A 12,406-nucleotide genomic window follows, 5' to 3' on the forward strand; every position below is an offset into this window, starting at 1 on the left:
CCCCTATTGCCGGACTCACCAAGTCATACCGAGCCGGGCGACCGAGGAGTCCCCGGCTGGGGACGATCAAAAAGGTAACGGGGATGGTTGGGCGAGCCTGCCGCGGCAAGGCACGCGACTTGGCTCGGGTGTGGCGTAGACGTTCGGCGTGGCGACGGGTGAGGCCCCGTGCGCGATGTTGTTCATGAATGCGGCGGAATTCGTCAATGCTGGGGCAGAATTTTCTCCGATGCCGTCCGGTCACGGATTTTGGCCAGCTCTGCAGTGGGGGTAAACAACTGTAGCTGCCGCATATGATTATTGTCCCGCACAGGAGACGGACTCGCCGCCCCGAACGGGCATTCGGTCATGCTATTTTCGCGTCATTTGTTGTGGCGACGACTTCGCCATCGCCTCGAAGATCGGTTCCAGCACCAGCTTGGGTCTCTACTCGACCTCATATCGCGCCCGATCGCCCTCCAAACCGAGCCGCTCAAATGAAGCGATGACATTTGGAGCGACCGGCAACAGGTAGTGGCCGGCGAAGTAGGTCCACGCGGGGTGGCCGCGGCGCCTGAGGTCGCGGGGATGTGAACGGCGCGGGTTGCGGCTATGTCGGGGGTTCAGGCCGATCGGGCGGGCACGAGTTGTGGCATGCCGAAATCTCTCGTCCGGTGAGCGGCGCGGGTTGCGGCTATGTCGGGTGTCCGGCCCTCTGGGCAAGCGGCGAACCGCCGGGCAGCAGCTGCCCGGGAACCCACCGTGGCGATCACCCTCCGAGGCCGCGCCGTCACGGCTAGCCTCGGACGCAGGCCGGGCGCGACCGCTGCGGAGGTGATGCCGGATGACCGCAACCGCACCCGACGCGCCCCTGCTCGTCGGCATCGGCCCCGACGACGTCGGGCCGGTGGTCCGACCCGCCGCGCGGATGGCCGCCGCGTACGGCCGCGGGCTGCATCTGCTGCACGCCTTCAACTGGGCCGCGATGTCGGCGCCGGCGGTCTCCGGCACCCGCGCCGACGCCGAAAAACTGATCGCGCAGGCCACCGCCGCGGTGCGGGAGAGCGAACCGGACCTCCCGGTCACCGTCGAGATCACCGAGGGCTCGGCGGTGGCGAACCTCGTCCGCCGGTCCGAGTCGGCCTTCCTGCTGGCCATCGGCGACGGCGGGATGGCCCACTGCGAGCGCTGCATCCCGGCCGACAGCCCCACCGTGCAGGTCGCCGCCCGCGCCGGATGCCCGGTGCTGATCACCCGCCGACAACCACCGCCGCAAGGTCCGGTGCTGGTCGGGGTGGACGGCTCGGCGGCCTCGGAGATCGCGCTGACCTGGGCGATCGCCTGCGCCGACAGGCAGGACGCCCGACTGCTCGCGGTGCGGGTGGCCAACCCGGACGAGGAGGTCGACGAGGCCGGTGACCAGCTCCGCCACCTGGTGGTTCGCTGCGTCGCCGGCCACCCGGACGTCGCGGTCGAGTGCCGTGCCGTGCGCGGCGACCCGGGCGAGGTGCTGGTCCACCAGTCGCGCTCGGCACAGCTGGCGGTGGTCGCGGCCCGGGGCGACGAGCCGTGGCGCGGCATGCTCGGCGCGGTGAGCCAGTCGCTGCTGTACCACGCACCGGCACCGGTGATCGTGGTACGCGGCGTGTCCGGCCCACCCGACGGGCCATGACACCCAGGCCGACGGGACCAATGGCCCTGATCCACGCCCGCCGATCCGACGAGGCTGAGAAACGAACCGCACACTGCGGATGCAGGATCCACCGACTCGCGAGAGGCTGCCAGGTATGGACACCGTCGTAGCGGCGCAGAGCACCCTGACCGAGGACGAGTTGCGCAGGCTGGATGCCTACTGGCGGGCGGCGAACTACCTCACCGTCGGGCAGATCTACCTGCTGGACAACCCCCTGCTGCGCGAACCGCTGGTGCCCGAGCACATCAAGCCCCGCCTGCTCGGGCACTGGGGCACCTCTCCCGGCCTGAACCTGCTCTACGCCCACCTGAACCGGGTCATCGTCGCCCGCGACCTGTCCGCGATCTTCATCACCGGCCCCGGGCACGGCGGCCCGGCCATCGTCGCGAACACCTGGCTCGAGGGCACCTGGAGCGAGCGTTACCACGGCATCGGCCGCGACGAGACGGGCATGGCCCGGCTGTTCCGCCAGTTCTCCTTCCCCGGCGGTGTCCCCAGCCATGTGGCCGCGGAGGTGCCGGGTTCGATCCACGAGGGCGGCGAGCTGGGGTACGCGCTCAGCCACGCCTACGGCGCGGCCTTCGACAACCCCGACCTGCTGGTCGCCTGCGTCATCGGTGACGGTGAGGCGGAGACCGGACCGCTGGCGGGCAGTTGGCTGTCCAACGTGTTCCTGAACCCGGCGCGCGACGGCGCCGTGCTGCCCATCCTGCACCTCAACGGCTACAAGATCGCAAATCCGACCGTGCTCGACCGGATCCCCGAGTCCGACCTGCTCGACCTCATGCGCGGCTACGGCTACCAGCCGTACGTGGTGGCCGGCGACGAGCCGACCGCCGTGCACGAGTTGCTGGCGAGCACCCTCGACCGGTGCCTGGACGAGATCGCCGCCATCCAGCGCCGAGCCCGCTCCGGCGGCACCGTCGAACGCCCTCGCTGGCCGATGATCGTCCTGCGTACCCCGAAGGGATGGACCGGCCCACCCGAGGTTGACGGGAAGCGGGTCGAGGGCACGTACCACGCCCACCAGGTGCCGCTGGCCGAGGTACGCAACAACCCGGCGCACCTGGCCGAGCTGGAGCGTTGGCTGCGCAGCTACCGGCCGGAGGAGCTGTTCGACGCCACCGGCGCACCGGTCGCGGAGCTGGCCGCGCTGCCGCCGCACGGTGACCGGCGGATGAGCGCCAACCCGGTGACCAACGGCGGGCAGGTGCTGCGTGACCTGAGCCTGCCGGACTTCCGCGACTACGCCGTCGAGGTGTCCACTCCCGGCGCGACTGTCGCCAGCGCCACCGGCGAACTGGGCAAGTGGATCCGCGACGTGATCGCGGCCAACCCGCAGACCTTCCGACTCTTCGGCCCGGACGAGGTCGCCTCGAACCGGCTCCAGGCCGCCTTCGAGGTCACCGACCGGGCCTGGCTGGCCGGCACGGTGCCCGGCGACGACCATCTCTCCCCCGACGGACGGGTGATGGAGGTCCTCTCCGAGCACCTGTGCCAGGGCTGGTTGGAGGGTTACCTGCTGACCGGCCGGCACGGCATCTTCACCAGCTATGAAGCGTTCATCCACATCGTCGACTCGATGGTCAACCAGCACGCCAAGTGGCTGAAGGTGACCCGGGGCATCCCCTGGCGGATGCCGGTGGCGTCGCTGAACTATCTGCTCTCCAGTCACGTCTGGCGGCAGGATCACAACGGTTTCTCGCATCAGGACCCGGGCTTCATCGACCATGTGATGAACAAGAAGGCCGAGGTCGTCCGGGTCTACCTGCCGCCGGACGCCAACACCCTGCTCTCCACCATGGACCACTGCCTGCGCAGCCGGCACTACATAAACGTGGTGGTGGCCGGCAAACAGTCCGCGCCGAACTGGCTGACCATGGACGAAGCCGTCCAGCACTGCCGGCGAGGGCTGGGCATCTGGGACTGGGCCAGCACCGACGACGGCAGCGAACCGGATGTCGTGCTCGCCTGCGCCGGGGACGTACCGACGCTGGAGACCCTGGCCGCGGCGGACCTGCTGCTCCGGCACGTGCCGGAGCTGAAGGTACGGGTGATCAACGTGGTCGACCTGATGCGGCTCCAGACGCCCACCGAACATCCGCACGGCCTGCCGGATTCGGAGTTCGACACCCTCTTCACCCGCGACAAGCCGGTCATTTTCGCGTACCACGGCTACCCGTGGCTGATCCACCGGCTCACCTACCGCCGCACCAACCACGACAACCTGCACGTGCGCGGGTACAAGGAGGAGGGCACCACCACCACGCCGTTCGACATGGTGATGCTCAACGACCTGGACCGCTTCCACCTCGTGATCGACGTGATCGACCGGGTGCCGGGGCTGGCCGCCCGCATGGCGCACCTGCGCCAGGAGATGACCGACGCCCGGCAGTCCTGCCGCGACTACACCCGCCGCCACGGCGAGGACGATCCCCGGGTGGCCGAGTGGCGCTGGATCCGCGAGACCGACCAGATTAACCCGTGAGGAGTGCCGTCATGAACGAGATCGTGGTGGGCTACGACGGCTCGCCGGACGCGGCGACGGCGCTGAACTGGGCGCTGGATCAGGCTCGCCGGGACGGCCGGCCGCTGCGGCTGGCGTACGTCTTCGAATGGCTCACCGTGGCCGGCTGGATCGGGCCCGGCGTGACGCCCGGGATGTGGCCGGACGAGCGGGCCCGGCAGCAGGTCGAGGAGCTGGTCCGCAAGGCCGCCGCCGACGCCGCCGCCGCGCATCCCGACCTGACGGTACGCGGCGAGGTGCTCGACGGCCCGCCCGCCCTGGTGCTGGCGGAATCCTCGGCCGAGGCGGGCCTGCTGGTGCTGGGCAGCCGTGGGCACGGCGGCTTCGCTGGCCTGCTCGCCGGCTCGACCGCGGTCAGTGTCACCGCGCACGCCCACTGCCCGGTGGTGGTGGTCCGCCGCGACACGGCCGACCGCGCCCGGACGGGGCACGTGGCGGTCGGCGTGGACGGCTCGGAGCAATCGCTGCTCGCCCTCGGGTTCGCCGTCGAGCAGGCCGCCCTGCGTCGGGTGCCGCTGCGCGTGGTGCGGGCCTGGCAGCCCCGCCGTGAGCAGCGGCACCTCACCGGCGAGCAAACCCGCGACGCGGCGCTGGCCGAGCAGCGCGCCGAACTGGACGAGCCGTTGCGCCGCTGGCAGGAGAGCTTCCCCGACGTCGAGGTGACCGTCGAGATCGCCGTCGCGGCCCCCGCCGGCCTGCTCATCGACGCCAGCCGCAACGCGCAGCTGATGGTGGTCGGTACCCGGGGCCGCGGTGGCCTGCGCGGCATGCTGCTCGGCTCGGTCAGTCAGCAGCTCATCCAGCACGCCCACTGCCCGGTCGCGGTGGTCCGCGAACGCTGACCGTGCCGGTGGCCGGGGTGTCGACCCGACGGGCGGACCGTCGCGCAGCGCGCGGCGGTCCGTCAGTCCGACCGGCGGGGGCCGCCGCGCAGCGCGCGCAACGCGTTGAGGATCACCAGCACGTCGATCCCCTCCTGGAGGAACGCCCCGGCCACCGGCGGCAGTCGGCCGGCCGCCGCGAAGCCCATCGCGATGACCGCCAGGCCCATCCCGACCGTGGCGCTCTGCACGGCGATCCGTCGGGCGTACCGGGCCACCTCGACCGCGTCGGCGAGCGGGTCGAGCCGGTCGACGGTCAGCACGGCGTCGGCGACGTCGGCCGAGGCGGTCGCTCCGGTGGCGCCCATCGCCACCCCCACGTGCGCCTCCGCCAGCGCCGGGGCGTCGTTCACCCCGTCGCCGACCATGACCGTGACCGCCCGATCCGCCTCGGCGCGCACCCGGGCCACTTTCTCCTGCGGCGTGCACCGGGCCAGCACGTCGTCCACGCCGACGCTGTCGGCCACCCGCCGGGCGGTGCCCGCCCGGTCCCCGGTGACCATCACGATCCGGGTCAGCCCGGCGGCGCGCAGCCGCTCCACAGCCCGGGGCGCGTCGGGGCGTACCGGGTCGGTGAAAAGGAGGGCGCCCAGCGGGCCGCGCTCGTCAGCCACCCAGACGACGGAGTGTCCCGCCGCTTCGGCCCGGGACCGGGCCTGTTCGGCCCACTCGGGCAGGTCTCCACCGAGCTGGCCGACCCGGACCGGCCGTCCGTCGACCCGGCCGCGCACCCCCCGGCCGGGTTCCTCCACCACCTCCGTCGGCATGCTCAGCCGCAGCCCCCGGTCACCGGCGTGCCGCACCAACGCCGCCGCCAGCACGTGTGGGGACAACTGCTCCACCGAGGCGGCCAACCGCAGCACCTCGTCGGCGTCGCCGCCGGGCGCGACGACGGTCTCCGCGGCCTGGGGGCGGCCGGCGGTGAGCGTGCCGGTCTTGTCGACCAGCAGGGTACGGGCCCGGCCCAGCACCTCCAGCGAACCGCCGTCGCGCACCAGCACGCCCCAACGGGCCACCCGGGACAGCCCGGAGACGATGGCGATCGGGGTGGCCAGCAGCAACGGGCACGGGGTCGCCACCACCAGCACCGCCACCGCCCGGATGAAGTCCCCGGACAGGGCCCAGCCCAGGCCGGCCAGGACGAGAGTGAACGGGACGAAGGCCGCAGCGTACCGGTCGGCCAGCCGTACGGTCGGCGCCTTGCGGGCGGTCGCCTCCTCGGCCAGCCGGACGATCCCCGCGTAGGTGCTGCGCTCGGCGCTCTCGGTGGCCCGCAACCCGAACCCGGCACCGGCGTTGATCACGCCGCTGGCCACTGCCTCGCCCACCGCCCGCTCGACCAGCCGGGACTCCCCGGTGACCACCGACTCGTCCAGGGTCGCCGGTGACTCGGTGACACCGTCGACGGCGACCACGTCACCCGGGCCGACCAGCAGCCGGTCCCCCACCGCCACCCGGTCCACCGGCACCACCTCGACACCGCCGTCGGCGGTGCGCCGCCGCGCCGTGCGCGGCGCCCGTTCGAGCAGGGTCCGCAGGTCCCGGGTCGCCCGGCGCTGCGCGTACGCCTCCAGGGTCCGGCCGGTGGCCAGCATCACCGCGATCACGGCCCCGGCCAGGTACTCCCCGACGCCGAGCGCGCCGGCCAGCGCCAGCACCGCGATCACGTCCACGCCGAACCGGCGCCGCCAGAGGTCCCGCAGCACCGAGACGGCCGCGGGCAGCAGCGCGGTCAACGTGACCGCCGCCCACACCGCGTCCGCCGCGCCGGCCCGCCCGGACAGCCACAGCACCGCCCCGACCAGCACCAACCCGGTCAGCCCGGTCAGCGGTGCCCACAACCCCCACCGGATGCGTCGCCCGCCGGGCCGGCCCTCCGTCCCGGGCTCATGGCCTTCGGGTCGCGCCGGCCGCTCCGGCAGGCACTCCCCGCCGGGCTCGGGCCGGTCGGGTCGCGCCGGCGGGGATTCTGGCCCGTGCTCCCGCTCGTCGCGCCGCGGTCCGCCCGGCGCCGACTGCTCGTCGCCCACCTGCGGATCGTCCCAACCTCCGGGGCCCGGCGCCGGGCGCTCCGGCCAGATTCCGGGTCGGAGTGCCCGTCCGGGCGGGACCAGCGGGCCGTGCGGGCGGGCTGCCGATGGCACAGGATGGACCCGACCCGCCTCGCGGCCGTCGCGCGGTGCGGCACGATGTTACCGACGGAAAGGTCGTGACGATGAGCCAGCAGACGCCGGCAACCCGCCGCCCACTGACCACCGCCCTCGCGGAAGCCGCCGCGATGGCCGGCCACGCGCCGTCGGTGCACAACGCCCAGCCGTGGCGCTGGCGGGTGCTGCCCGAGGCACTGGAGTTGCGAGTGATCCGCGACCGCCGGTTGGCGGCCACCGACCCGACCGGCGAGCTGGTGACGCTCAGCTGCGGCGCCGCGCTGCACCACGCCCGACTGGCGCTGGCCGCCGAGGGTTGGACGGCGAGCGTGCACCGGATGCCCGACCCGGACGAGCCGGATCTGCTCGCCCGGCTGGCCGATCTGCGACCCACCGGCGCCGACCCCGACGCGATGCGCATGGTGCAGTGCATGCAGGTGCGGCACACCGACCGGCGGCCGGTCAGCGACGAGCCCGTCGCCGAGGACATGCTGACCGCGATCGCCTCGGCCGCCGCCGCAGAGGGCGCCCGTTTGGAGATCCTCGACCGGGACCAGGTCCTGGAACTGGCCGCCGCCGCCTCGCACGCCGCGGCCGTGGAGGCGGAGGATCCCGAGTTGCGCGAGGAACTGGCCTACTGGACCAGCCGCTCCGGCGGGGTCGGACTGACTGCGGAGGTGCTGCCCGAGCAGACGCCGCAGAGCACCGTCCCGGGACGGGACTTCGGCCGCCCCGGCAGCCTGCCGGTCGGGCCCGGACACGACCAGGCGGCGTCGTACGGGGTGCTGCACGGGGACGAGGACAACCCGGTCGATTGGCTGCGCGCCGGCGAGGCGCTGTCGGCCGCCTGGCTGCTCGCCACCCGGTTGGGTGTCTCCGTGGTGCCGCTCAGCGGGGCGGTGGAGGTGCCGGCCACCCGGCAGATCCTGCGTCGGGTGCTCTCCGGGCTCGGCCAGCCGTACCTCGTCCTGCGTCTCGGGGTCGCGGACCCGGCCCACGCCGGTCCGCCGCACACCCCGCGGCTGCCGCGCGAGCAGGTGGTGGACACCTCAGCGGTCGACGGCACCGCCTGACCGGGCCGCCCGCTGCGGCCGCCGAGCGTTCCCGCCGGGCCGCCCGGCCGTGCTCCGCCGTTCGGCGTCTGCCGGTGGCTCGCCGGATAGCATCGCGGGGTGACCGCTGCCCCGAACCCCCGGCAGGAGCCACCCTCGCTCGGGCTGAGCCCGCTGTCCCGGGTCCGTCTGGACGAACTGCTTCAGGAGATGCTGGACCGGGTCGGCGAGGTGGTGACCAGCCGGGAGCGGCTGCGCGCGCTGCTCGACGCGGTGGTGGGGATCGGCACCGACCTGGACCTGCGCAGCACTCTGCAACGAATCGTGCAGGCGGCCTGTGACCTGGCCGGCGCCCGGTACGGCGCGCTCGGCGTGATCGGCCCCGACCGGATGCTGCACGACTTCATCACCCACGGCATCTCCGCCGAACTGCACGCGAAGATCGGTGACCTGCCGCACGGCCGGGGCGTGCTCGGCCTGCTCATCGACGAACCGAAACCGCTGCGGATGCCGGACATCACCCAGCACCCGCGCTCCTACGGGTTCCCGCCGCACCACCCGCCGATGCACACCTTCCTCGGGGTGCCGGTGCGCATCCGCGACCAGGTCTTCGGCAACCTCTACCTGGCCGAGAAGCGGGGCGGCGCACAGTTCACCGACGACGACGAAGAGATCGTCGTGGCGCTCGCGGCGGCGGCCGGCGTGGCGATCGAGAACGCCCGGCTGTACGCGCTGGCGCACCGGCGGGAACGCTGGCTGGCCGCCACCGCCGAGATCACCTCGCTGCTGCTCGGCGAGGTACGCCGCACCGACGCGCTGACGCTGGTGGCCCGCCGCGCCCGGGAGGTCGCCGAGGCCGAGCTGGCTCTGGTGCTGCTCTACGACGACGAGGCCGACCACTTCACCGTGGAGGTCGTCGACGGCGCGGGCACCCAGGCCCCTGCCCTGGTCGGCGCAGTGCTGCCGGCCGCCGACACCAGCTTCGCCGGCCCGGCCGCGCAGGGGCGGCACGACTCGGTGGACGATCTGGCCCACGCCGCGCCGTGGCCGGCGGTGCTGCACACCGGACCGGCCGTGGTCTCCCCGCTGGCCACCGCCGACACGCTGCACGGCGTCCTGGTGATCGCGTACGGCACCGAGCACGGCGGCGCCACCGACGACGACGTGGTGCTGCTCGGCAGCTTCGCCGGGCAGGCCGCGCTGGCGATGGAACGCGCCCGCGGGCAGGAGGAACGGGAGCAGTTGGTGGTCCTGGAGGACCGCGAGCGGATCGCCCGGGACCTGCACGACGTGGTCATCCAGCGGCTGTTCGCCACCGGCCTGCAGTTGCAGAGCGCGGTGCCGCTGGCCGCCCGGCCTGAGGTGGCCAAGCGGGTCAACGCCGCGGTTGACGACCTGGACGCCACCATCTCCGAGATCCGCCGCACCATCTTCGAGCTGCGCAGCCCGGTGAGCGCGGCGCTGCGCACCGAGATCCGCGAGGCGGTGGAGGTGGCCGCGGAGTCGCTGGGCTTCCGGCCCCGGTTGGAGCTGACCGGCCCGATCGACAGCGCCGTCCCGGACGCGGTCCGCCCCGACCTCACCGCCGTGCTCCGCGAGGCCCTGTCCAACGCCGTACGCCACGCCAAGGCGTCGATGGTGTCGGTGGAGGTGGCCGTCGACGCCACCCGGGTCACCCTCTGCGTCACCGACGACGGGGTGGGCTGCGACCCGGCCGCCGCCCGGGGCGGGCTGGTGAACCTACGCGAACGCGCCGAGCACCACGACGGCACCTTCGAGGTACGCCGCGCCGAGCCGCGCGGCACCGAAGTGCGCTGGTCGGTTCCCCTGCGCGACTGACCCGCCCCGGGCTGGCGTCGGCCGCGTCTGGTCAACTCCGTTTCGGCGAAGTTGCGGCATTCACGCCGCTTCGATACCGCCACACCGCCGGAACGGAGCCGATGCCACCGCCGTCGGCAGGCCCGCCGGCCGGGGTCAGCGGGTCTTGCCGAGCAGGCGGGTGGCCAGGACAGCCGCCTGGGTGCGCCGTTCCAGGCCGAGCTTGGCCAACACGCTGGAGACGTAGTTCTTGACCGTCTTCTCGGCCAGGAACATCTTGCCGGCGATCTCCCGGTTGGTCAGCCCCTCGGCGACGTACTCCAGGATCCGCCGTTCCTGCTCGGTCAGCGACTGCAGCTCGCGGGGCTGCTCCACGCCACTGCGGATGCGCTCCAGCACGCGGGTGGTGATCGCCGGGTCGAGCAGCGACTGGCCGGCCGCGACCCGGCGTACCGCGTCGACCAGGTCGGTGCCGCGGATCTGCTTGAGCACGTACCCGGAGGCGCCGGCCATGATCGCGGCGAACAGCGCCTCGTCGTCCTCGTACGAGGTGAGGATCAGTCCCTTGATGGAGGAGTCCACGGCCCGGATGTCGCGGCAGACGTCGATGCCGTTGCCGTCGGGCAGCCGGGCGTCGAGGATCGCCACGTCGGGCCGCAGCGCCGGAATCCGCCGGGCCGCCTCCTGGGCCGAGCCGGAGTCCCCCACCACCTCGATGTCCCCACTGGCATGCAGCAGGTCGGCAAGGCCACGACGCACGACCTCATGGTCGTCAAGCAGAAACACCCGGATCATCCGTCCTTTCTACCTCCTCCCACCCCGCCCGCACCCGGGCCAAAGGTCCCGACCCCGCCTGCCGGCCCGCCCGCAGCCCCTCGTTGATCATGAAGTTATTGCTCCGACACGCCGAACCGGGTGACAACAACTTCATGATCAACCGGCTTGGTGGGGGTGAAGGTGGGGAGGGGGTCCTGGCGGGTTGGGACGTGTGGCCCTGCTGGTCGGGGGTGGTGAGAGCGCAGTGTGGAAGGTGCCACGAGAAGGCGGAGGCTAAGGGGGCACGATCATGGAGAGCGGCTACACCGTCGAGCAGTTGCGGGTTGCGGCGACCGACGCGATTCGGGCTCCGTCCCTGCACAACGTGCAGCCGTGGCGGTTCCGGCTGCGCGACGGCGGGATCGAGGTGCTCGTCGACGCGGCTCGCCGGTTGCCCGCGACCGACCCGAGCGACTGGGGTGCCCGGGTCGCCTGCGGGGCGGCGCTGTTCAATTTGCGCCTGGCGCTGGCGGTGGCCGGTGCGCCGGCCACGGTCCGGCTACGCCCGTACCCGTCGGAACCGGATGTGGTGGCCCGGCTGACGCCGGACGTGCCGCGCCGGCCGACCCCCGCCGAGCGGAGCTTGTACGCGGCCATCCCCCGCCGGTTCAGCAACCGTGCCCCGTTCTGGCCCGACCCGGTGCCGGCGGACGCGCGCTGGCGGCTCGGCGAGGCGGCACGCGCCGAGTTCTGCTGGCTGGAGCTGCTGATCGGGGTCAGCGCGGTCAACGCGTTCGCCGAGATCGCACACGGCGCGCACCGGGTCCTCGAACGTGATCCGGCCTACCGGGCTGAGCGGGAGGCGTGGATCCGCACCACGCACGCATCCGACGGCGTACCCGCCGCCGCCGGTGGCCCACTGGCCGAACCGCAGGACCTGCTCCCGTCGCGCAACTTCGGCGGCCGACCGCGGGCGCCCGGGCGCGACTTCGAGCCGGAGCCGCTCGTCGCGGTGCTCGGCTCGGCCGGCAACACCGCCATCGACCAGGTCGTCGCCGGCCAGGCATTGCAGCGGGTGCTGCTCACCGCCACCGACGCCGGCCTGTCGGCCTCGATGTTGTCCCAGCCGATCGAGGTCCCCTCGGCACGCGAACAGCTCCGGATGTCGCTGGGCCGCTTCGGCACGCCGCAGATGGTCATGCGGATCGGGTACGGCCAGCCCGGCCGGCCCATCCCCCGCCGTCCGCTCGATGAGGTGCTGGATCTGCCGGTACGCCACGGATAGGACGCTTCTCGGCGGCACGCGGCCGTGCGCGGCGTTCAGCCACCGGCAGGGTCGCCCGCGTCGGCCGGACGCCTGATTGTCCGGCCGACGCGGGCTCGGTCGACGGTGCCGCGGGCACGGCGGGCTACCACCCGACCGGCTCCTTCATCGAAGGTTCGCACCAGCAATGGTGGGCTGCATCCGATACAGGAGTCAACAACTTCCGGAAAAGTATCGGTAGCCGGCTCTTGCCGTTCCGCTGCGCCTCAGGCGACCCGGGCCGCACTGT

8 protein-coding genes are annotated in these 12,406 nt (G+C 73.0%); 6 read left to right on the plus strand and 2 right to left on the minus strand.

All coding sequences use genetic code 11. The features are described 5' to 3' along the window. Window positions 1–823 precede the first annotated feature (823 nt). From Vqi01_RS22975 to Vqi01_RS22985, 3 genes are all read left to right on the plus strand, one after another. On the plus strand, window positions 824–1,651 hold the full coding sequence (locus tag Vqi01_RS22975; protein WP_204036913.1) for a universal stress protein: 828 nt from the start codon (window positions 824–826) through the stop codon (window positions 1,649–1,651). 115 nt (window positions 1,652–1,766) lie between these two features. Further along, complete coding sequence (locus Vqi01_RS22980) at window positions 1,767–4,160, plus strand: phosphoketolase family protein (protein WP_204036914.1); 2,394 nt, start codon at window positions 1,767–1,769, stop codon at window positions 4,158–4,160. Window positions 4,161–4,171: 11 nt separating this feature from the next. Then, window positions 4,172–5,041, plus strand: a complete 870-nt coding sequence (locus Vqi01_RS22985; RefSeq protein WP_204036915.1) for a universal stress protein — start codon at window positions 4,172–4,174, stop codon at window positions 5,039–5,041. A gap of 62 nt (window positions 5,042–5,103) precedes the next feature. On the opposite strand, the gene Vqi01_RS22990 is transcribed toward Vqi01_RS22985, so the two are convergent. Continuing rightward, complete coding sequence (locus tag Vqi01_RS22990) at window positions 5,104–7,002, minus strand: heavy metal translocating P-type ATPase (RefSeq protein WP_204036918.1); 1,899 nt, start codon at window positions 7,000–7,002, stop codon at window positions 5,104–5,106. A gap of 293 nt (window positions 7,003–7,295) precedes the next feature. Between Vqi01_RS22990 and Vqi01_RS22995 the strand changes: the two genes are divergently transcribed. Together Vqi01_RS22995 and Vqi01_RS23000 are read left to right on the plus strand one after the other, a co-directional pair. After that, window positions 7,296–8,300, plus strand: a complete 1,005-nt coding sequence (locus Vqi01_RS22995) for an Acg family FMN-binding oxidoreductase (RefSeq protein ID WP_239098593.1) — start codon at window positions 7,296–7,298, stop codon at window positions 8,298–8,300. 189 nt (window positions 8,301–8,489) lie between these two features. Next, on the plus strand, window positions 8,490–10,118 hold the full coding sequence (locus Vqi01_RS23000) for a sensor histidine kinase (protein ID WP_372444414.1): 1,629 nt from the start codon (window positions 8,490–8,492) through the stop codon (window positions 10,116–10,118). A 135-nt stretch (window positions 10,119–10,253) separates the two neighbouring features. On the opposite strand, the gene Vqi01_RS23005 is transcribed toward Vqi01_RS23000, so the two are convergent. Next, entirely contained in the window at window positions 10,254–10,892 is a 639-nt protein-coding gene (locus Vqi01_RS23005; protein WP_189042857.1) for a response regulator, read from the minus strand. 271 nt (window positions 10,893–11,163) lie between these two features. Here Vqi01_RS23005 and Vqi01_RS23010 point away from each other — a divergent pair, with 271 nt between their 5' ends. After that, on the plus strand, window positions 11,164–12,138 hold the full coding sequence (locus Vqi01_RS23010; protein ID WP_204036917.1) for an Acg family FMN-binding oxidoreductase: 975 nt from the start codon (window positions 11,164–11,166) through the stop codon (window positions 12,136–12,138). Window positions 12,139–12,406 lie beyond the last annotated feature (268 nt).

It is taken from the genome of Micromonospora qiuiae, assembly GCF_016863555.1.
In the GTDB taxonomy this organism is placed as follows: Bacteria; Actinomycetota; Actinomycetes; order Mycobacteriales; family Micromonosporaceae; genus Micromonospora; species Micromonospora qiuiae.

Bases quoted from the DNA above. Each gene is read 5' to 3' on its own strand.
- Vqi01_RS22975 (WP_204036913.1), top strand. From the start codon at position 824: ATGACCGCAACCGCACCCGACGCGCCCCTGCTCGTCGGCATCGGCCCC.
- Vqi01_RS22980 (WP_204036914.1), top strand. From the start codon at position 1,767: ATGGACACCGTCGTAGCGGCGCAGAGCACCCTGACCGAGGACGAGTTG.
- Vqi01_RS22985 (WP_204036915.1), top strand. From the start codon at position 4,172: ATGAACGAGATCGTGGTGGGCTACGACGGCTCGCCGGACGCGGCGACG.
- Vqi01_RS22995 (WP_239098593.1), top strand. From the start codon at position 7,296: ATGAGCCAGCAGACGCCGGCAACCCGCCGCCCACTGACCACCGCCCTC.
- Vqi01_RS23000 (WP_372444414.1), top strand. From the start codon at position 8,490: ATGCTGGACCGGGTCGGCGAGGTGGTGACCAGCCGGGAGCGGCTGCGC.
- Vqi01_RS23005 (WP_189042857.1), bottom strand. From the start codon at position 10,892: ATGATCCGGGTGTTTCTGCTTGACGACCATGAGGTCGTGCGTCGTGGC.
- Vqi01_RS23010 (WP_204036917.1), top strand. From the start codon at position 11,164: ATGGAGAGCGGCTACACCGTCGAGCAGTTGCGGGTTGCGGCGACCGAC.